The 19,063-nt window shown below is 65.5% G+C and carries 18 protein-coding genes and 3 pseudogenes; 15 read left to right on the top strand and 6 right to left on the bottom strand.

Features of this window, described 5'->3' with window-relative positions:
- Positions 1–64 precede the first annotated feature (64 nt).
- From rph to ADT71_RS17705, 4 genes are read left to right on the top strand one after another with little or no spacing between them, the layout of a single operon-like run.
- Positions 65–781: a ribonuclease PH gene (gene rph / locus ADT71_RS17720; protein WP_054438906.1), complete on the top strand. Its 717-nt coding sequence runs from the start codon at positions 65–67 to the stop codon at positions 779–781.
- Complete coding sequence (rdgB, locus tag ADT71_RS17715; protein WP_054438904.1) at positions 778–1,410, top strand: RdgB/HAM1 family non-canonical purine NTP pyrophosphatase; 633 nt, start codon at positions 778–780, stop codon at positions 1,408–1,410. The genes rph and rdgB overlap by 4 nt, the downstream gene beginning before the upstream one ends.
- 10 nt (positions 1,411–1,420) lie before the next feature.
- Entirely contained in the window at positions 1,421–2,572 is a 1,152-nt protein-coding gene (hemW, locus tag ADT71_RS17710; protein ID WP_054438902.1) for a radical SAM family heme chaperone HemW, read from the top strand.
- The gene (locus tag ADT71_RS17705) at positions 2,569–3,465 is read left to right on the top strand and encodes a tyrosine recombinase XerC (RefSeq protein ID WP_054438900.1); all 897 of its coding nucleotides are present in this window, start codon (positions 2,569–2,571) and stop codon (positions 3,463–3,465) included. Before hemW ends, ADT71_RS17705 begins: the two co-directional genes overlap by 4 nt.
- A gap of 6 nt (positions 3,466–3,471) precedes the next feature.
- Here ADT71_RS17705 and aqpZ read toward each other — a convergent pair whose 3' ends face one another.
- Positions 3,472–4,170 carry an aquaporin Z gene (aqpZ, locus tag ADT71_RS17700; protein WP_054438899.1) on the bottom strand — a complete coding sequence of 233 codons (699 nt, stop codon included), beginning with the start codon at positions 4,168–4,170 and terminating at the stop codon, positions 3,472–3,474.
- 441 nt (positions 4,171–4,611) lie between these two features.
- Here aqpZ and ADT71_RS17695 point away from each other — a divergent pair, with 441 nt between their 5' ends.
- From ADT71_RS17695 to ADT71_RS17680, 4 genes are read left to right on the top strand one after another with little or no spacing between them, the layout of a single operon-like run.
- The gene (locus tag ADT71_RS17695; protein ID WP_054438897.1) at positions 4,612–4,821 is read left to right on the top strand and encodes a cold-shock protein; all 210 of its coding nucleotides are present in this window, start codon (positions 4,612–4,614) and stop codon (positions 4,819–4,821) included.
- 58 nt (positions 4,822–4,879) lie between these two features.
- Complete coding sequence (locus ADT71_RS17690) at positions 4,880–5,098, top strand: hypothetical protein (RefSeq protein WP_054438896.1); 219 nt, start codon at positions 4,880–4,882, stop codon at positions 5,096–5,098.
- Between the two features lie 60 nt (positions 5,099–5,158).
- Positions 5,159–5,437, top strand: coding sequence for an antitoxin Xre/MbcA/ParS toxin-binding domain-containing protein (locus tag ADT71_RS17685; RefSeq protein ID WP_054438895.1), 279 nt, complete (start codon positions 5,159–5,161; stop codon positions 5,435–5,437).
- Between the two features lie 8 nt (positions 5,438–5,445).
- Positions 5,446–5,697, top strand: a complete 252-nt coding sequence (locus tag ADT71_RS17680) for a hypothetical protein (RefSeq protein ID WP_054438894.1) — start codon at positions 5,446–5,448, stop codon at positions 5,695–5,697.
- Between the two features lie 32 nt (positions 5,698–5,729).
- Here ADT71_RS17680 and ADT71_RS17675 read toward each other — a convergent pair whose 3' ends face one another.
- Positions 5,730–6,896, bottom strand: a complete 1,167-nt coding sequence (locus ADT71_RS17675; protein ID WP_082370421.1) for a penicillin-binding protein activator — start codon at positions 6,894–6,896, stop codon at positions 5,730–5,732.
- Between the two features lie 41 nt (positions 6,897–6,937).
- Between ADT71_RS17675 and rsmI the strand changes: the two genes are divergently transcribed.
- The 7 genes and pseudogenes from rsmI (at position 6,938) to ADT71_RS17640 (ending at position 13,241) form a co-directional block, all read left to right on the top strand.
- Positions 6,938–7,765 carry a 16S rRNA (cytidine(1402)-2'-O)-methyltransferase gene (rsmI, locus tag ADT71_RS17670; protein ID WP_054438892.1) on the top strand — a complete coding sequence of 276 codons (828 nt, stop codon included), beginning with the start codon at positions 6,938–6,940 and terminating at the stop codon, positions 7,763–7,765.
- On the top strand, positions 7,762–8,124 hold the full coding sequence (locus ADT71_RS17665; protein ID WP_054438890.1) for a YraN family protein: 363 nt from the start codon (positions 7,762–7,764) through the stop codon (positions 8,122–8,124). The genes rsmI and ADT71_RS17665 overlap by 4 nt, the downstream gene beginning before the upstream one ends.
- A 118-nt stretch (positions 8,125–8,242) precedes the next feature.
- Positions 8,243–9,229: a glutathione synthase gene (gshB, locus tag ADT71_RS17660; protein ID WP_054438888.1), complete on the top strand. Its 987-nt coding sequence runs from the start codon at positions 8,243–8,245 to the stop codon at positions 9,227–9,229.
- A gap of 30 nt (positions 9,230–9,259) precedes the next feature.
- Positions 9,260–9,858: pseudogene (locus ADT71_RS17655) on the top strand (DedA family protein).
- Between the two features lie 65 nt (positions 9,859–9,923).
- Complete coding sequence (locus ADT71_RS17650; protein WP_082370420.1) at positions 9,924–10,322, top strand: Rap1a/Tai family immunity protein; 399 nt, start codon at positions 9,924–9,926, stop codon at positions 10,320–10,322.
- Between the two features lie 157 nt (positions 10,323–10,479).
- Positions 10,480–12,475: pseudogene (gene parE / locus ADT71_RS17645) on the top strand (DNA topoisomerase IV subunit B).
- Entirely contained in the window at positions 12,468–13,241 is a 774-nt protein-coding gene (locus tag ADT71_RS17640) for a hypothetical protein (RefSeq protein ID WP_132468791.1), read from the top strand. Before parE ends, ADT71_RS17640 begins: the two are co-directional and overlap by 8 nt.
- 6 nt (positions 13,242–13,247) lie before the next feature.
- Here ADT71_RS17640 and ADT71_RS17635 read toward each other — a convergent pair whose 3' ends face one another.
- The 4 genes and pseudogenes from ADT71_RS17635 to ADT71_RS17620 all read right to left on the bottom strand — a co-directional run bounded on the left by ADT71_RS17635 (position 13,248) and on the right by ADT71_RS17620 (position 18,990).
- Complete coding sequence (locus ADT71_RS17635; protein ID WP_231635985.1) at positions 13,248–13,964, bottom strand: NYN domain-containing protein; 717 nt, start codon at positions 13,962–13,964, stop codon at positions 13,248–13,250.
- Between the two features lie 14 nt (positions 13,965–13,978).
- Positions 13,979–15,012 (bottom strand): annotated as a pseudogene (locus ADT71_RS17630) (glycosyltransferase family 87 protein).
- Positions 15,013–15,446: 434 nt separating this feature from the next.
- Positions 15,447–16,397, bottom strand: coding sequence for a glycerophosphodiester phosphodiesterase family protein (locus ADT71_RS17625; protein ID WP_054438979.1), 951 nt, complete (start codon positions 16,395–16,397; stop codon positions 15,447–15,449).
- 100 nt (positions 16,398–16,497) lie between these two features.
- Entirely contained in the window at positions 16,498–18,990 is a 2,493-nt protein-coding gene (locus ADT71_RS17620) for a TonB-dependent receptor (protein WP_054438883.1), read from the bottom strand.
- Between the last annotated feature and the right edge of the window lie 73 nt (positions 18,991–19,063).

The raw sequence follows: 19,063 nt of genomic DNA, 5'->3' as shown, positions 1-19,063 counted from the left end.
TGACTTGAAAATGCTCTAGGGGGCGCGGGTAATCGACGATCCGAACTAGACCAAAGGAACCTCCATGCGACCTTCCGGCCGTACGCCCGACGAGATGCGCACCATCGATATCCAGACCGGTTTCACCAAGCACGCCGAAGGTTCGGTGCTGATTTCCTTCGGTGATACCCGCGTCCTCGTCACCGCCTCCGTCGAGGAAAAGGTCCCGCCGTTCCTTCGCGGCAAGGGCGAAGGCTGGGTAACGGCCGAATATTCGATGCTGCCCCGCGCAACGCATACCCGCGGTAGCCGCGAAGCGGCCAAGGGCAAGCAGTCCGGCCGCACGCAGGAAATCCAGCGCCTCATCGGCCGCAGCCTTCGCGCCGTGGTCGACATGAAGAAGCTCGGCGAGCGCCAGATCGTGCTCGACTGCGACGTGCTTCAGGCGGACGGCGGCACCCGCACCGCCTCGATCTCGGGCGCGTGGGTTGCGCTGCGTCTTGCCGTCGACAAGCTGATGGCGGACGGCAAGATCAAGGAAGACCCGATCCAGGCCCGTGTTGCCGCCATTTCCTGCGGCATCTGCAACGGCACCCCGGTGCTCGATCTCGACTATATCGAGGACAGCGCAGCCGATGCCGACGCCAACTTCGTGCTGATCGAGGGCGGCAAGATCGCCGAGGCACAGGCCACTGCCGAAGGCGCGACTTATGACGAGGAAGGCCTCCTGCGCCTGCTTCGCCTCGCCCGCATCGGCTGCGACCAGATCTTCGCCGCCCAGGCCAAGGCAGTCGGCCGTTGAGCAATCGCCGTCTCCAGGGCGAACGCCTCGTCATTGCCACGCACAATGCGGGCAAGCTGAGGGAAATCGGCGCCCTGCTCGCCCCTTACGGGATCGAGTGCGTTTCCGCCGGCGAACTCGGCCTGCCCGAGCCCGAGGAGACCGGCACGACGTTCGTCGAGAACGCACTGCTCAAGGCCCATGCCGCCGCGAAAGCCGCGCAGCTTCCTGCGCTGGCTGACGATAGCGGCATGTCGGTAACGGCGCTGGGCGGAAAGCCCGGCGTCTACACCGCCGACTGGGCCGAACGGCAGTGGTTCGAAGGCGAACCCGGCCGCGACTGGTTCATGGCGATGGGCAAGGTTGAAGGCCTCCTTTGCGAACAGGGCCCTGAAGCCGACCGTTCATGCTGGTTCTCCTGCGTCCTCGCGATCGCTTGGCCGAACGGCGATGAAGCGGTCTACGAAGGCCGCTCCAACGGGACTTTCACGTGGCCTCCGCGCGGCAAGATGGGTTTCGGCTACGACCCCTGCTTCGTGCCGGACGGCCTCGACCACACCTTTGCCGAAATCGCGCCTGAAAAAAAGCACGAGATCAGCCACCGCGCCGATGCTTTCGCCAAGCTGGTCGCGGAGCAGTTCCCGAGCTAATCTGCCGATCATGGCCCGCGCGCTGTACATCCACTGGCCGTTCTGCCTCGCAAAGTGTCCCTACTGCGACTTCAACAGCCATGTCCGCGAGCGGGTCGAGATCGCGCGCTGGGAGGCGGGGCTGCTGGCCGACATGCGGCATGAGCATGGGGTGGCAGGCGGGGAACCGCTCGATTCGATCTTCTTCGGCGGGGGCACGCCCTCGCTGATGCCCCCTGCCCTCGTTGCGCGGCTGCTTGACGAGGCGCAGAAACTCTGGGGTTTCGCGGATGGGATCGAGATCACGCTGGAAGGCAATCCTTCCTCCGTCGAGGCCGGCAATTATGCGGCGCTTGCCGATGCCGGTGTAAACCGGGTCTCGCTCGGCCTTCAGGCGCTGGACAACGCAACTCTGCGGTTTCTTGGCCGTCTTCACGATGCGCAAGAGGGACTGAAAGCGCTTGAAGTGGCACAGAAACGCTTTGAGCGCGTCAGTTTCGACCTGATCTACGCCCGCCCCGGCCAGACGCCGGACCAGTGGCATGCCGAACTGTCCCATGCCCTGTCCTTCGGCACCGGACACCTCTCGCTCTACCAGCTGACCATCGAGCCGGGCACCAAGTTCGCGACCATGGTTCGCCAGCATGAATTCGAGCCGCTAGACGAGGATGCCTGCGCCGACATGTTCGCCCTCACCCGCGAGATGACCGCTGGCGCCGGCCTGCCCGCCTACGAGATCAGCAATCACGCCCGCCCCGGCGAGGAAAGCCGCCATAACCTGACCTACTGGCGCTATCAGGACTATTGCGGCATCGGCCCGGGCGCTCATGGCCGGCGCGGCGGGGTGGCCACCACCCGCCACCGCAAGCCCGAAAACTGGCTTGAAGCCATCGACCGCGCCGCGCACGGCATCAACGAGAGCCGCGAACTCGGCCGCCGCGAGCAGGCGAGCGAGGCCATGCTGATGGGCCTGCGCCTGCGCGAAGGCGTGGACCTTGGCGCGATGTCCGCGCGGTTCGGGCTGGACGCGGCGCAGCTTTGCGATCCCGCCAAGGCCGCATTCTACGAGAAGCAGGGGCTGATCCGGCGCAGCGGCTTGCGGCTGCACGTCACCGAATCGGGAATGCCGTTGCTTGACGGCTTGCTGGGCGAGATCGTGCCCGAAGACCTCGTCGAACCTTGACCAAGGCGGACCTGCTCGAAACCTGGGGCAATCACCTCGGCAACGCGCGGCGCCGCAGCCCCCATACCTTGCGCGCCTATCTCGCAACCGCTGCCCGCCTGATCGACCGGACCGGGGCGGAGGACTGGAATACCCTGGCCCGGCTCGAAGCGGCGGAACTGCGCCTTCACCTTGCCGACCGGCGCGAACAGGGCATCGGCAACGCTTCGGCCGCGCGCGAACTTTCCGCACTGAAGAGCTTCCTCGCCTTCGCCCGGGAACAGATGGGCGTGGCCCATGCCGCGCCGCCGCGGCTCAGGGGGCCGCGCCTCAAGAAAGGCCTGCCGCGCCCGGTCACGCCGGACGAAGCCGTCAATCTCGCCGCCACGGTGGAGGAAGACGCGCGCGAGCCGTGGATCGGCGCGCGGGACCGCGCGGTCCTGCTCCTGCTCTACGGCGCGGGCCTGCGCATTGCCGAGGCCCTGTCGATCGAAGGCAGCGCCCTGCCCCTGGGCGAGACCCTGATGGTGACCGGCAAGGGCGGCAAGCAGCGCATGGTGCCCTTGCTGCCGATCGTGCGCGATGGCGTGGCAGACTACATCCACAAGTGTCCATGGCCGATGGTAGCGGGCGGTTCGATCTTCCGCGGGGCCAAGGGCGGAGCGCTTGCCCAGGGCATGGTCCAGAAGGCGGTCGCGCGTGCCCGCATTTCCCTTGGCCTGCCTGCCAGCGCCACGCCCCACGCCCTGCGCCACAGTTTCGCCACCCACCTGCTCGGCGCCGGGGCGGACTTGCGCAGTCTCCAGGAACTGCTCGGCCATGCCAGCCTCGGCTCGACCCAGATCTATACCAAGGTGGATGCGGCAACCCTGCTCGACGTCTACCGCAATGCGCATCCGCGCGAGCAGGGTTGATCCATTCTAAAGAGCGCCTTCGTTAGGCGCCAGCAGCGTGCGCCAGATGAGGGCGCCGATGGCCGCGCCGATCAGCGGCGCCAGCCAGAAGGCCCATAGCTGGCCCAGTGCAGCGGTTTCGGCGAAGAGCGCCACCCCGGTCGACCGGGCGGGGTTGACCGAGGTATTGGTTACCGGGATCGACACGAGGTGGATCAGCGTCAGCGCCAGGCCAATCGCCAGCGGGCCGAACCCGGCCGGAGCGATCTTCGAGGTCGACCCGAGGATGACGATGATGAAGCCCGCCGTCAGGATCGTTTCGATCAGCAGCGCCGAATGAAGCGCATAGCCACCGGGCGAAAGCGCGCCATAGCCGTTCGTCGCAAAGCCTTCGGGCGTCCAGCCCGCCTTGCCCGAGGCGATCGCGTAAAGTGCGCCCGCGGCCACGATCGCGCCGAGAACCTGCGAAATCCAGTAGGGAACGAGGTCTTTCCAGTCCAGTCGGCCGCCGATCGCCATGCCGAAGGAAACCGCCGGGTTGAAATGCCCGCCGGATATGCTGCCCACGGCATAGGCCATGGTCACGACCGTAAGGCCGAAAGCCAGGGCGACACCGGCAAAGCCGATGCCAAGCTCCGGAAAGGCTGCTGCAAGAACGGCCGAACCGCAGCCTCCGAAGACGAGCCAGAATGTACCGAAGAATTCCGCTGCCAGTCGCTTCGACATAACGCCTGCTCCCCAAATGGTTGCACGCCATGGGTACTCCACTATTACTGCGTATGAAAGTGTACTTTCGGGAAGCGCCGTTCTTTATTCTGATGAAAAAAGACGACCTTCTCCCCCCGGCTGGTCGCTCTCTTGGGGCAAGTAATTTTTCAGGAAAGTGGCGGTGGAAGTCCGGCTTGCCCGGAAGCGATCCCGAAAATGCGCGGCGGGCGATCTCAGAGTGGATCTGTGCCGGGCCTGCGGCGGCATAATTAAATAGGACAGACCTTCGGGCCGTGTTACACTCGCCCGATAGATTTGATCTTTCAGATTTCGATGGCCGCAACGGCACTCCCATGAAATCGGGAATCACGCCTTTATTGGCCATTTCGATTAATCGTTTTTGAAAATCTCTCTCCACATTCTCGCTTTTGCGGGACGTTTTTTCATGAGAGGGAAAACATGCAAACCGGAATTGTCCAATTCCTTAGCCTTGCAAAAGGTTACGGCTTCTTGCGTCCCGAGGACGGCGGCGGAGACAACTTCGTCCACATATCGAGCGCCCATGCCGTGGGGCTTGAGACCCTGGCACTGGGCGACCGCTTCACTTACGACATTCAGATTGCGCGCAACGGGAAAGCCTCTGCCGTCAATCTGGTGAAGCTGGCCTGATGCCCGGCGCCCCCCTGACACAACCCCGGCAACCCGGGTCGGGCCCATGGCGCAGCTGATGAGCCTGACCAAAGCATTCTGCGACGCAAGGGCTCAGGAGGCGGCCTCTGCCGCCCAGCAGGCGATGCTCTCGAATGTGCGGGAGCGCGAACTGCGCTCCGAAGCCGCGTGGAGAGCGATGTCCGACCGTATCAGCAAGATGGAAGCCAGCCGCGCTCTCCGCGAGGCGGAGCGTGCCCAGACCGAAACCACCGAGCATACCGAACAGCCCACTTGAGGCCCCGTCGCGGAACATTTCCGGCTTCGGTTGCGCGCTCATTCTGAAGGGAACACGACGATGACGGATACTCCCCCCGATCCGGCCCCGCGCAAGAACAGGAACCGCTGGCAAGCCCGCAACCCGCTCACGCAGGACGAAGCGCGGCGGCAAGGGGACGTGACGCGGTGCGCGCTCCTCACGCTTGGAAACAAGGACGCGGCCATCGCCTATCTCAACGAGGACCGGGACGACCTTGGCGGGCGGCCCATCGATCTGGCGCTGGCCACTGCCGAAGGCTTCAGGCGCGTCGTCGCCCATCTGGCGGACCTTCCGGCTCCCTCGCCCGCGATCGGATAGGCCCGGCCATGACCAGCGGGCTGATCCTGGCCTGTCTCCTGATCGCCGCGATAGGCACCGGGATCGTCTGCCTGGTCATAAGGGCGCTACGCCGGTCGCGCGCAAAAAACGAAAGCTGGCGCCGCCCCGATCCCGATCTCGAGATTCTGGACATCGCCAGCTTTCAGGCGAAACTGGAACGCCAGATCGGCAAAACCGCTGCGGACCGGCGAAAAGCCTCGAAGATGTTACCCGAGGACGGCGGCAAGCCGCCGTCCTAGCCGCCCCCCCGAACGCAGCCGGATCGCGAGACCTAGTCCTTGGCGAAACCGCTGGGGGCAGCGCTGATGACCTTGATCGCGCCGCCGTCCACCGCGCGAACCTCCAGAGCGCGTTCGATCAGGCCGTTCCGGTTGAAGCGGAACGGACCGTCCATGCCGAGGAAGCCACCCGGATCCAGCATCTCGCCGGTGGGGAACGCCTTGCCGGGAACCCAGGCGCGGGTAACGCGCAGGGTCAGCAGCACGGCATCGTAGCCAAGCGTTGCGATGCGGAAGGGCGCGGCGCCGAAGCGGCTGCGATAGCTCTTGGAAAACTGCGCGAAGCGAACGTCGGACACGGTGGAGAACCAGGCGCCGTTGAGCGCCGGGCTGGTCGCCAGTTCGCGCTCACCGCCCCACAGTTCGGTGCCGAGCAGGCGCACGCCTGCACCGCCACCGGCCGCGCGGTAGGAAACCGCTGCCTTGGCCGAAAGACTGCCGCTGTCAGCAATGAGCAGCGCACCGTAGCCGCTCTTGGCCTTGATGCGATTGGCCGCCGCACCGATCGAGGCGGCGGTGCGATCATAGGTTTCCATGGCCACGACCGAGCCGCCGCTGTCCCGCACCGAGGCGAGGAGCGAGCTGCTCACGCGTTCGCCATAGTCGCCCTTGGGTACGAGAGCCGCGAACGTGCTGATGCCCTTGCCCCGCGCATAGCCGACCGTGCGGGCGATCGACTGGCCCGGCAGATTACCGATGATGAAGACATCCTTGCCGGCCGCCTTCTCGTCGTTCGAGAAAGAGATGAGCGGCACGTGCGCAGGCTTGGCGACAGCCGCGACCGAGGCGATGTCGTCAGACAGCAGTGGACCGAGAATCAGCTTGTTGCCGTCGGCGATGGCGCGGCGGGCGGCTTCGCCCGGATTCGTGCCGGTGTCGTAAGTGGTGATGCGCAGGTTCTTCGCGCCGGTATCGAGCAGTGCCATGTTCGCCGCATTGGCGAGCGACTGGCCGACGCCCGCGTTGGGCCCGCTGATCGGCACCAGCAGCGCCACGCGGTGACGTTCGGTATCGGTGGGAATCTCGCTTTCCGGCGCCGTTGGCGTGGGGGCGGGGGCGGGAGCCGGCGCGGGCGCCTTGGGGACCACTGCGCAACCCGCGAGGGCTGCCATCGCTGCCGCCGCGAGAAGATTGCGCCGGTTCAGGCGATTATAGAACATTGCTTGCCGCTCCCATAGTGCTTGGGCCATGAGTCCCTGCGATGGAACACACTCTCACCTCAGGCCTCTACATAGTGGCAACCCCGATTGGCAACCTTGGGGACATTACCTTTCGCGCCGTGGAGATCCTCAAAGGCGTGAGCGCGGTCGCCTGCGAGGACACGCGCATCACCGGGAAGCTCCTGCATCACCTCGGCATCAAGCAGAAGATGATCCGTTATGACGATCACGCCGGCGAAGCCGACCGCGAGCGGCTGCTGGCGCTGATGGAAAGCGAGCCGGTGGCGCTGGTCAGCGATGCCGGAACGCCGCTGATCTCCGACCCCGGCTATCGCCTCGTCAGGATCGCGCGGGAACGGGGCATTCCCGTCACCAGCCTGCCCGGCGCGAATGCGGCGGTCATGGCCATGACGCTTTCCGGCCTGCCTAACGACCGCTTCCTGTTCGCCGGCTTCCTGCCCAACAAGGCCAAGGCGCGCGAGACGGTGCTGGCGGATCTCGCCAGAGTGCCGGCCACGCTGATCTTCTACGAAACCGCCCCGCGCCTCGACGATGCGCTTGAGGCCATCGGCGCGGTCCTGCCCGGCCGCGAAGTCGCGGTGGCGCGCGAACTTACCAAGAAGTTCGAGGAATGCCGCAGCGGCACGCCCGGCGAGCTTATCGCCCATTACGCGGCGCACCCGCCCAAGGGCGAGATCGTCCTGCTCGTCGCCCCTCCCGGCGAGGAACCGATCGGCGAGGTGGATGTCGACGCCCTGCTCCGCGCCGAACTGGCGCTGGCGAAGCCCTCGCAGGCGGCCGGAACGGTGGCGAAGGCAACCGGGCTCGATCGCAAGGTGCTCTATGCCCGGGCGATGGAGCTGAAGTGAGCAGGCAGCGCGCCGAAGCGGAGCGCAAGGGGCGCCGGGGGGAGGCTCTGGCCGCATGGTACTTGCGGCTCACCGGCTGGAGCATCCGCGCCCGGCGGGTCAAGACCGGTCGCGGCGAGGTCGATATCGTCGCCCGGCGCGGCCGCACGCTGTGCTTCGTCGAGGTGAAGTGGCGCGCGCGCCGCGCCGATCTCGACCATGCGATAGATCATCACCGCCTGCGCCGCGTGGCGGCCGCCGCCGAGGCCGTCGCCCACCGGTACCGGAAGCCGGGCGACAGCCTGAGGGTGGACGTCCTGCTGATGGCGCCCGGCTGCTGGCCGCGCCGGATCGCCAATGCCTGGCAGCCGGACCTGTAGCCCGATCTGCAAAGTTGCAGGACCAGCCCCAAAATCATTCGCGCCCGGCGCCGATTCCGATTAAGCCGCCTTCCCGAAAGATACCGCTCGGTACATATCCGCGAGGACCAGACTTTTCATGACCTTACGCATCGCCGTTCAGATGGACCCGCTGGAATCGATCAAGATCGCGGGTGATTCCTCGTTCGCGCTCATGCTCTCGGCGCAGGCGCGCGGGCACGAACTGTTCCATTATGACGTGCGCACGCTCGCCTATGACGCGTCCTCTGGCGCTGCCGGACGCCTCACCTGCTGGGGTGCCCCGGTTACGGTTCAGCGCGTGGAAGGCGCGCACTTCACGCGCGGCGAGTATCGCCTGATCGACCTCGTGGCCGATATCGACGTGGTGCTGATGCGGCAGGACCCGCCTTTCGACCTCGGCTACATCACCGCCACGCACCTGCTTGAGCGGCTGGCCGGGCAGACGCTGGTGGTCAACGATCCCGCTTCGGTCCGCAATGCGCCCGAAAAGGTCTTTGTGCTGGACTATGCGCGCTTCATGCCGCCCACCTTCATCGCCCGCCGCATCGAGGACGTGCGCCTGTTCCAGCAGCGCAACGTCGAAGCCGGTTTCGGCGGCGACCTCGTCATCAAGCCGCTGCACGGCAACGGCGGCAAGGCAGTGTTCCGCGTGCCCGCCGACGGCAGCAACCTGGGCGCGCTGATCGAGATGTTCGAGAACGCCTGGGTAGAACCGTTCATGGTCCAGCCCTTCCTCCCCGACGTTGCCGAGGGCGACAAGCGCATCGTCCTGGTGGACGGCGTGTTCGCAGGCGCCATCAACCGCAAGCCCGGTGCCGGCGAGTTCCGCTCCAACCTCGCGGTGGGCGGCTCGGCCGAGGCCACCGGCCTCACTTCGGCGGAAGAGGAAATCTGTGCGGCGCTTGCCCCGGAACTCAAGGCGCGGGGGCTGGTTTTCGTCGGTATCGACGTGATTGGCGGAAAATGGCTGACCGAAATCAATGTGACTTCCCCCACCGGCATCGTCGCGATCGACCGGTTCAATGGAACCGACACCGGCGCCATGATCTGGGACGCCATCGAGGTCCGCCACGCCGCGATGTAGGCGGTTACCGCCAGGCCGGAGCAGCGCCGCATGAATGAATGGGTGATCTCCCTCGTCGAGGGCGGCGGCTATTGGGGCATCCTGTTCCTCATGGCGCTCGAGAACATCGTGCCGCCGATCCCCTCGGAGCTTATCATGGGCCTCGCCGGGATCGCCATCGCGCATGGCCGCATGGATTTCCTGCCGGTCCTGCTCGCGGGAACGGCAGCGCCACGCTCGGCAACTACGTGCTGTTCCTCGCCGCCGACCGCCTCGGCTACGAGCGTCTCCGCCCGCTGATAGATCGCTGGGGCCGCTGGCTGACGCTGGAATGGGGCGACGTGGAGAAAGCCGGGCATTTCTTCCGCAGGCACGGCCACTGGGTGGTGTTCGTCATGCGCTTCATGCCGATGTTCCGCACCATGGTCTCGGTTCCGGCCGGGCTCGCCCACATGCGGCACCTGCCCTTCCTGCTCTACACCGCGGCCGGCGCGGCGATCTGGAACACGATCCTGCTGATGGCGGGCCGGTGGCTGGGCCATACTTTCGCCGAGGCCGAAACCTGGATCGGATGGGGCACGCTCGCCTTCGCGCTGGGCACCGTGGTCTGGTATCTCTGGCGCGTGATCTCGTGGAAGCCGTCGAACTGAGGGCGCGCCTCAAGCGCCGAGGGCCGCTGAAAAACGGCTCGCATATGGGTTGGAGAGTTTCAAGAATGATGTCCCGGAAGCTGGCCTGCCTTGCCCTGATCCTGCCGCTGGGGTTCGTGCCCGGCGCCGCCAATGCCAGTTTCTATACCGGCGCCCAGCTCTACGAGAGCTGCACCGCCCAGCGCGGCAGCAACAGCTACGTCGAGAAGACCTACGAATGCATCGCCTACATCACCGGCGCGGTGGATGCCTTCAATACCGCGCACAAATCCAAGAGCTGCATTCCGGCGGGGGTGACGATCAGCCAGCTCCGGGAAGCCACGGTCGGCTACCTGCGCGACAATCCCAGGGTTCAAAGCGAATCCGGCTCCGACGTGGTCTTTGCCGCCACGCGCAGCGCCTGGCCCTGCGCCGGGGCCGCAACGAAACCCGCAGGCAAGACGGGCAAGACCAGGAAGAAATAGACCCGGCAAACACCGCCGCGAATCGCCATCGGCCACGCGGTGCTTCCCCTCCCCGCGCCTGCCCGAATCCCGAAAAAGATCAGACCGCGAACATCTCTTTGCGGATAAGCACGAAGCCGTGCTTGATCGCGGGTTTAGCCGCCCTATAGTCCCGGCCATGTCCGATGACCTGTTCGACAAGCTCCCGTCTGCGGGCGGGGAATCCTACGATGGTTCCGCGATCGAAGTGCTGGAGGGCTCGAGCCCGTCCGCCGTCGTCCCGGCATGTACATCGGCGGCACCGACGAGCGCGCGCTGCACCATCTCGCCGCCGAAGTGCTGGACAACGCGATGGACGAGGCCGTGGCCGGCCACGCCAACCGCATCGAGGTCACGCTGGACGAAGGCAACCGGCTGACCATCACCGACAACGGTCGCGGTATCCCGGTTGACGAACACCCCAAGTTCCCCGGCAAGTCGGCGCTGGAGGTCATCCTCTCGACGCTGCACTCGGGCGGCAAGTTCTCGGGCAAGGCCTATGCCACGTCGGGCGGCCTGCACGGCGTCGGCATCTCGGTGGTCAACGCCCTGTCCAGCCTTACCCGCGTAGAAGTGGCCCGCAACAAGGAACTCTTCGCGCAGGAATTCTCGCGGGGGGTCACGCTCGGGCCGCTCCAGAAAGTCGGCGCGGCGCCCAACCGGCGCGGTACGGCGGTCAGCTTCACGCCCGATACCGAGATTTTCGGAGACCAGCAGTTCAAGCCCGCGCGCCTGTTCAAGCTGGTGCGTTCGAAGGCCTATCTTTTCGCGGGCGTCGAAATCCGCTGGAAATGCGCGCCCTCGCTCGCTTCCGAGGATGTTCCCGCCGAATCGACCTTCCAGTTCCCCGGCGGCCTTGCCGATCATCTGGCGGAGCAGATCGCACCCGTGAATGCGTGACCACGCAGTTCTTCTCCGGGCGCCAGGATTTCCAGCGCGGCGATGACGGTTCCGAACAGGGCCGCGTCGAATGGGCGATCGCCTGGCCGCTCTATTCCGACGGTTCCTATTCCTGGTACTGCAACACCATCCCCACCCCGGACGGCGGCACGCACGAACAGGGCCTTCGCGCCGCGCTGACCAAGGGCATCCGCGCTTTCGCGGACCTGGTGGGGCAGGCCAAGAAGGCCAAGGACATCACCCCGGATGACGTGGTGACCGGCAGCGAAGTCATGCTCTCGGTCTTCATCCGCGATCCCCAGTTCCAGAGCCAGACCAAGGACCGCCTCACCAGCCCCGAGGCCGCCCGCCTCGTGGAAGCGGCGGTGCGCGACCATTTCGACCACTTCCTCACGGACAACCTCGATCGCGGCAAGGCGCTGCTCGGCGCGGTGATGGAACGCATGGACGACCGCCTGCGCCGCAAGGCCGAGCGGGAGGTCAAGCGCAAGACCGCCACCAATGCCCGCAAGCTGCGTCTTCCCGGCAAGCTGACGGACTGTTCGGGCGAAGGCCCGGGCGAGACCGAACTGTTCATCGTCGAAGGCGATTCGGCAGGCGGATCGGCCAAGCAGGCGCGCAACCGCAAGACCCAGGCCATCCTGCCGATCCGGGGCAAGATCCTCAACGTGGCCTCGGCCACGGCGGACAAGATCCGCGGGAACTCGGAAATCGCCGACCTCGGCCTCGCGCTCGGCTGCGGCACCCGCAAGGACTGCAACGCCGACAACCTGCGCTACGACCGCGTCATCATCATGACCGACGCCGACGTTGACGGTGCGCATATCGCCACGCTGCTGATGACCTTCTTCTTCCAGGAGATGCCGGACATCGTGAAGCGCGGGCACCTCTACCTCGCGCAGCCGCCGCTTTACCGCCTCACCGCAGGCTCGACTTCGGCCTATGCCCGTGACGACGCACACCGCGCCGAACTGGAAGCAACGGTGTTCAAGAACAAGAAGGTCGAAGTGGGCCGGTTCAAGGGTCTGGGCGAAATGAACCCGCAGCAGCTTCGTGAAACGACGATGGCGCCGGAAAGCCGCTCGCTCATCCGCATCACCCTGCCGCCGGAATACGAAGGCCGCGCGGCGGTGAAGGACCTTGTGGACCGCCTGATGGGCCGCAATCCCGAACATCGCTTCATGTTCATCCAGAACCGCGCCGGCGAGATCGACCCGGAACTGATCGATGCGTAACGCTCTTATGCTCGCGGCGCTGGCCGCGATCTCGTTCACCCCGGCCGGGGCCGTCCCCTCGCTCGCCGCCACTGCGGCCGTCTCGCAGCAGGCGGTTTGGGACGAGCTTGCCGGTATCGTCGTCACTGACGAGCAGATGGCCCGGTCCAGCAACGCCATGCTGAAGGCCATGGTCGACGGTCTGGCCGCCGACGAGGAAATGGCCGAACTCGAAACCGCTTATCCGGGCCTGCTCCGGGCATTTTCCGATGCCCTGAAGCCGATGATGGTGCAGGAAGCCCAGCGGATCGTACCGCTGTACCGCAGTGATCTCGCGGCGCTCTACAAGGCGAACCTGTCCGCCTCGGAAGCGGCCGAAATCGGGGTTTTCCTCCGTTCCCCGCAAATGACACGCTTCATCTCGACCGTGGCCGAACGCAACGCGATGGGCGCCACCGCCCGCGATGCGATGGCTTCCAGGGAAATATCGGCGGAGAGCCTTTCGGCCGATATCGGTTCCGCCGCGATCGATGCCTCGCTTCAGGTAGACGGTGCGGACATGAAGTTCATCAAGGACTTCTTCGCCACGCCGCTGGGCAAGCGGATGTCGGCGCTGAATGCGCAGAAGATCCAGATCGACGCCAGGTGGTCGAACTATATTTCGCCCGAAGCCGAGGCCGAAGTCGGCCCGCTGGTGATCGAGGCCATGGCCCAGCACATCGCCAAGACCGATCCCGAAGTGGCGGCGGAAGTGCGCAAGACCAAGCTGGACACCTCCGCAAATTGAGCGGCTCTAGCGCGTCCGCTTGACGAACAGCCCGCTTTCCCGCCGCTCTGTCGCGAAATTGGGCAGTGTCTGCACCAGTTCCGACAAGCGCGAGAAACCATAGCTGCGGGCATCGAAGCTGGAGCGGTTCGCCACGCGCTGCCCCACTTCGGACAGGCTCGCAAACCCCATTTCGTCCCGCTTGCTGGCCTTCCACGCCTCCCCCAGCAGCTTCACCAGTTCATCGTCGATGGCGGGCTTTGCCGCTTCGCTCGCCGGTTCGACCGCGTCCTCGTCCGGCATGGCGTCGAGATCGATGAACCGCGTGCAGGCCTCGCGAAACGCCTCGGGCGTGCGGGCGGTGCCGAAGCCATAGACCGGCGTGCCGTTCTGGCGGATGCGGATGGCGAGCGGCATGAAGTCGCTGTCGCTCGTCATCAGTCCGAAACCGTCGACATGGCCTCCGTATAGGAGGTCCATCGCGTCGATCGTCATCTTCATGTCTGTGGCGTTCTTGCCCTTGGTCAGGTCGAACTGCTGCTGCGGCTCCAGCGCGTGGCGATGCACGAGCCGGGACCAGCCCTTGAGCGCGGGCTTGCTCCAGTTGCCGTAGATGCGCCGCACGTTGACCGTGCCGAGATCGCCCAGGATCGTCAGCGCCGCATCGAGATTGGCGGGAGAGGCATTGTCGGCATCGATCAGCAGCGCGATGTTGCGGCCGATGCGGGGCTTGGGTTCGGCCACTTTTGGCTCCTTTATCAGGGTATTGCCCTGGAATGCCCGGAAGCTTCCGAGGTTGCCCTCCGCCAGACTACCCCGAAGAACAGCACGAGGACCAGAGGCATGACCGGGATATCGAAACCAAGCGCCAGCGGGCGCGCCAGCGCGGGCGCGGCAAAGGCGAGCACGAGCGCCAGCTTCTCGTAAGGCGCAAAGCCGCTGCGCAGCCCCTCGCCCACCAGCCAGAGCATCGGGAAGGCCAGCAGCACCATGTCATAGTCCAGCACATAGGGCGTCGCCAGGGGGGCGCCGGCCAGCATCAGCGCGGCCAGCCCCGGCGTCCAGGCCCCTGCCCGTCCCTTGCGCAGGCAGGCCCACAGCACCAGGCCGGCCACCGCCAGCGTCACCAGCCCCTGCACGGCATAGCTCAGGCCCATCGAGGCGCCGATGAGGCGCATTCCCGCAAACGGGCTCATCATCTTGCCGTAGCCGATCTGCCCATGGGCCATCGCCGCCTGCGCCCGCTCGCTCGCCCCCAGCCAGCCGATCCAGGCCTGCGCGCCGAATGCCCATGCGGAGAGCAAGGCCAGCGCAGCGGCCGTGATGCAGGCCGAGGCGATAACTCGCCATTGCCCGGTCGCCACCAGCACGAGGGGGAGCAGCAGCCCGAACTGCGGCTTGATCGTCGCCAGCCCAAACAAGGCGCCCGCGATCCAGGGCCGGGTCGGCACCAGCCAGGCGCCCAGTCCAAGCAGGCCGCAAACGAGGAATGCCGTCTGCCCATGCGTCACGACGATCGCACTGCGGGGAAGGCCGCGAACAGGAGCCACAGCGGCACCCCGGTCGCCGCCCGTTCCCACCAGCACCGCACCGCGCCGAGGTACAACGCGCCCGTCATCAGCAACCATGCCCCGAGCGCCGGAAAATAGGGCAGCCCGCCAAGCGGCCAGCAGAACGGCAGGAACGAAGGCGGGTAATAGAATGCGGTATAGGCGCCTTCCGCCGAGAAATAGGTGCGCTGCGCCGCGATATGCGCGGCCCCGTCGTATGGGTCGCCATGGGCGAAGAGCATGTGGCCCGTCGTCCAGAAACTGATGAAGTCGCTGCCGAGCAGATAGCCGTTGGCATCTACCCCCCCGTGCGAGGTTCCCACCAGCCAGGCCAGCATGACGGCGGCAAGCACCGCGAAAAGTCGCAGGTATCCGGTGACGCGCGCGGCGCCCAGCCAGTCCATCCGTTTCAGGAAATCAGCCCCCATGCCCCGCTGTCTGCAACGCCCCGGCGGCGAAGTCCATGCCCCGCCCGAGGTAGCGGGCTCAGCACTTGCCTTGCCGGCTCGCAAAACATGGACCTCGCAGCGCCTCCTGCAACCGACTGGAGTTCTTGAAGGGAACGAGGGCCTTTCTCAGTTCCGCTCCGGCTGATTGTGCTGTTGGTGCGGGCAGCCTTGGTACGGGGCCGGGCACTGCGTGGAGGGCCTCGCTGTTGGAAGCCCCTACCCGATCATTACCGCCGACCGCTTGCGTCACGCATCGCCAGCATCGCTTCGGGCTCGTCGGTCAGCAGCATGGAAACACCTTCGCGCACCAGACTGCCCCACACGGCATCCGGCGCGCGCAAGGCATCCCTGTCGCTCCCGGCACCGAGGACGAAATTGCCGTCGAGCATGTTCACCCACAGGCGAACGCCCAGCGATTGCGCGCGCTTGACAATGGCTGGCAGCGCCTCGCGCGGGAGGCGGTAGGGAAGCTCGATGCCGACAGGTTTGATTTTGCCGGACATTTGCGCGGCGATCATGTCGGGAATGCTCTTGCCGCTGTCGTCGCCGTCCTTTGGGATGACAAGGAAAGGCACCTCATCATAAGGCGCCATCGGGGCCAGCGGTTGCGAGCCCACGCCGACCCGCGTCTTCAGCGTCACGCGGTTCTGGGCGCCCGCCTTGCGCACGGCGGCGATCACTTGCGGGTAGATGGCGTCCTTGACGTCCAGGTTGAGCGTGATGCGATCCTTGGCGAGCGCCAGCATCTCATCCAGCGTGAGCACGAACTGGTCGGTTGCCGCGGCATCGCTGCCGCCCTCGTCCTGGCGCAGTCGCAGGCTCTTGATCTGTGCCAGGGTGAGATCGGCGACCTTGCCGGTACCGGTGGTCGTGCGGTCCACAGTCTCGTCATGCATGATGACCAGGTAGCCGTCCTTGCTCTCGCGCACGTCGGTTTCCATCATATCGACGCCCATCGCCGCGCACTTTTCGAGAGCCTGCACCGAATTTTCAGGCGCCGCGCCGAAGCCGTGAAGAGGCGCCGGTTCGTGACAGCCGCGATGGGCGACCACGATGAGCCGGCCATGCGGATCGCGGATCTGGGCCATGATCTCGCCGGTGGAACGATGGGTGGGTGCGGCATGTGCAGCCGTAGCGGCCAGCGACAGCGCGGCCGCGGCAAGAAGAATGATCTTCATCGAGCGTTTCCAGTATCGAAAAGGGAGTGCCGCGGCCTTGGCGGCGCGGCGGAAGCGGCCCGAACACAAAGGTCCGGGCCGGACAGTCAGCGCGTGATCGTCACCATTTCAGGCCGAGCACGAAGCGCACGTTACGGCCCCACAGCGGACGCCCGAAGATTGCCTCCGGCGTGCCCTGACCGGTCAGAGTATCGCCGGCGGTGTTGCCTTCGGTGAAGCCGTGGGCATTGGTGATGTTGTCGCCCACGACCTGAAGGCTCCACGGCCCGTGGTTGAAGGTCGCGCCCGCGCTGAAGTAGCCATAAGCGGGCAAGGCCGTGGTGTTCGTGACGTCGACATAGCGCTTGCCGACGTAATCGTAGCGACCGTAGAGGCTCAGGTGATCGCCGCCCGCAAGGTTGAAATCCAGGCTCGGGCGGATGTTGCCGTAGACCTTCGGCTGGCGCACGATCTGCTTGCCCAGCACGTCCCCGGCGTCGGCGCCGGTGCTGCTGGTGAAGTTGATGTACTTGGGATCCTGCACCGTGACGGCGCCCGCGATCGAGAACGGTCCCGCCACGCGCAGCAGCCCGTCTGCCTCCACGCCCTTGTCCTCAGCCGATCCGAGGAACTGGATCGGCTGATCGCTGCGGCCCGTCACCGGGTTGTAGGTGGCGAAGCTGGCATTGAGCGGGTCGAACCTGGTGTAGAAACCCGTGAGGTAGAGGTAGGAGCGGCCGAATACAGCCTTGACCCCTGCTTCGTAGAGCTTGGCCTTCGATGCCGTGTACGAAGCTCCGGCAGAGCCAACTACGGAGCCATTGGCAGGCACCTGAAGCTGCGACGCGCGGGCGTAGAGGCCGAAATTGTCCGTCAGGTCATAATTCGCGCCGACAGTCCAATTGGTCGCCTTGGGCTTGAACGTCGTGTTGACGATGGCGCCGGTGAAGCCGCGCGTGGCATTGTCCGCCAGCGTGGTGGCATCGCCCAGATCATAGGCTGCAGTGGTGCGCGAAAATCCGCTGTAATCGTACCATTCCTGGCGCAAACCCAGATCGATGCGCAGCTTGTCGGTCACGTCCCAGCTATCGGTGCCGTAGACTGCGAACATCCTGGCTTCGTACTTGCCGCCGATCAGCGACGCCGCATCGGTCAGTGCGCCGTTATCGGTAACATAGCCGCTGACCGAGCCGGTCGCACCATAAGCGACAAGGTCGAGTATCTGCGGCTGATTGGCCACTTGCAGCAGATAGTTCTGATAGACCCCGAAGATCGTGCTGCCCCAGGTCGCCCCGTAGACGCCGACGCGAACATCGTGGCTGCCCAGACCGGTTTCGAATTTGCGGGTGACGCTCAGGTCGCCCTGGCCGGAATAGAATTTGGCGTCGGTGTGGCGATACTGTGCCGAAAGCACGAGGCCGGATTCGCTGTTCGGATCGTAGACAGTCGCGCCGCTGGTGCCGGCGATGGCATAGCCCAGCGACGCGACGTTCCCGAACGCGGACTGTGCTGCCGACAGATAGCCGGCGGCGAACGTATCCGCATCCACCGGATTGGAGGTCGTGTAGAGGGCATCGAAGGTCGAACGCCCCTGCGTATATCCGGCCTTGGCCGATACGTGCCACTCGCCGAAATCGCCTTCATAATCGACCTGCACATTGCCGAACCGCATGTGGCGGCCATTGGCAAGGTCGTAAGTGTTGCTCTGGACCTGTCCGCTACCGTCGCGATAGGCAATGTTGGCGGCGCGCAGCGCCGGGGTATCGAGCGTGCCGGTCAGCGAATTGAGGTACGGGTTCAGGCTGACCGAAGGATCGCGCGGATCGGCGGTGGGCAGCGAGAGATAGAAGATGTTGTGATCGTTGGTGTACTGGCCCGACACCTTGATCGAACCGTTATCGAAATCATGCTTCAGATTGGCGCGGATCTGGCCCCCGCGATCGGCAGGGAAGCCTGCATCGCGATACCCGTCGTTCTGGCGAAGGAAGCCGCCGACGGCATAGTACGTGTCCTTGCCCAGCGGACCGGACTGATAGGCATCGAGGCGGTAGAGGCCGCTGGTGCCCAGCGTCACTTGCGCTTCACCCTGCGGCGTATCGCTGCCGGTCCGCGTGATGACGTTGGCGATGGCCGCCGCGCCGCTGGCATAGATCGGTGCCGGACCGCCGCGCACCACTTCGACCCGCTGCGTCATCAGGTCGGTACGGTTCATGCCGTCTCCGGAATTGAAGAAGTAGCCGTCCAGATCGTGAAACAGCGGCAGGCCGTCCTGCTGGAAATAGAGGTAGCCGCGGTCGGTGGGAATGCCGCGCACGCGGGTGATGTTCTGCACTTCGCCGCCGGTCGATTCGACCTGAACGCCGGGAACGACGCTGAAAAGCTGGGCCATGCTCTGCGGCGCGAGCTTCTTGATATCGTCTTCGGACAGCGTGTTGACGGCATAGGACACATCGAACCGGCGCTGCGCACGGGCGGAACCGGTAACGATGATGTCGGTCGGCCGGGCATCTTGGGACGCGGTCGCCGTGTCCGTCGCCGATTGGGCGAGCGCGGGCGCGCCGGTAAGCAGCGCTGCCGCTGCGGCGTTCATTAGCAGGAATGACTTCGGTTGCATGGAATCCCTCATGAGCTTGCGTTCTCGAGGGGCGCTCTCGGCGCGTTCCGTGACGGTTTTAATTGCTTTCATG

The sequence above is a fragment of the Novosphingobium sp. ST904 genome (assembly GCF_001298105.1).
GTDB lineage: Bacteria > Pseudomonadota > Alphaproteobacteria > Sphingomonadales > Sphingomonadaceae > Novosphingobium.
Note: the sequence above shows the minus strand (reverse complement) of the source record. Positions and strands in the feature narration are given on the sequence as shown.

What these genes read in the sequence shown, in the direction of transcription:
- rph (WP_054438906.1), top strand. Translation starts at nt 65, where the DNA reads ATGCGACCTTCCGGCCGTACGCCCGACGAGATGCGCACCATCGATATC.
- hemW (WP_054438902.1), top strand. Translation starts at nt 1,421, where the DNA reads ATGGCCCGCGCGCTGTACATCCACTGGCCGTTCTGCCTCGCAAAGTGT.
- aqpZ (WP_054438899.1), bottom strand. Translation starts at nt 4,170, where the DNA reads ATGTCGAAGCGACTGGCAGCGGAATTCTTCGGTACATTCTGGCTCGTC.
- ADT71_RS17695 (WP_054438897.1), top strand. Translation starts at nt 4,612, where the DNA reads ATGCAAACCGGAATTGTCCAATTCCTTAGCCTTGCAAAAGGTTACGGC.
- ADT71_RS17690 (WP_054438896.1), top strand. Translation starts at nt 4,880, where the DNA reads ATGAGCCTGACCAAAGCATTCTGCGACGCAAGGGCTCAGGAGGCGGCC.
- ADT71_RS17685 (WP_054438895.1), top strand. Translation starts at nt 5,159, where the DNA reads ATGACGGATACTCCCCCCGATCCGGCCCCGCGCAAGAACAGGAACCGC.
- ADT71_RS17680 (WP_054438894.1), top strand. Translation starts at nt 5,446, where the DNA reads ATGACCAGCGGGCTGATCCTGGCCTGTCTCCTGATCGCCGCGATAGGC.
- ADT71_RS17675 (WP_082370421.1), bottom strand. Translation starts at nt 6,896, where the DNA reads ATGTTCTATAATCGCCTGAACCGGCGCAATCTTCTCGCGGCGGCAGCG.
- rsmI (WP_054438892.1), top strand. Translation starts at nt 6,938, where the DNA reads ATGGAACACACTCTCACCTCAGGCCTCTACATAGTGGCAACCCCGATT.
- gshB (WP_054438888.1), top strand. Translation starts at nt 8,243, where the DNA reads ATGACCTTACGCATCGCCGTTCAGATGGACCCGCTGGAATCGATCAAG.
- ADT71_RS17650 (WP_082370420.1), top strand. Translation starts at nt 9,924, where the DNA reads ATGATGTCCCGGAAGCTGGCCTGCCTTGCCCTGATCCTGCCGCTGGGG.
- ADT71_RS17640 (WP_132468791.1), top strand. Translation starts at nt 12,468, where the DNA reads ATGCGTAACGCTCTTATGCTCGCGGCGCTGGCCGCGATCTCGTTCACC.
- ADT71_RS17625 (WP_054438979.1), bottom strand. Translation starts at nt 16,397, where the DNA reads ATGAAGATCATTCTTCTTGCCGCGGCCGCGCTGTCGCTGGCCGCTACG.
- ADT71_RS17620 (WP_054438883.1), bottom strand. Translation starts at nt 18,990, where the DNA reads ATGCAACCGAAGTCATTCCTGCTAATGAACGCCGCAGCGGCAGCGCTG.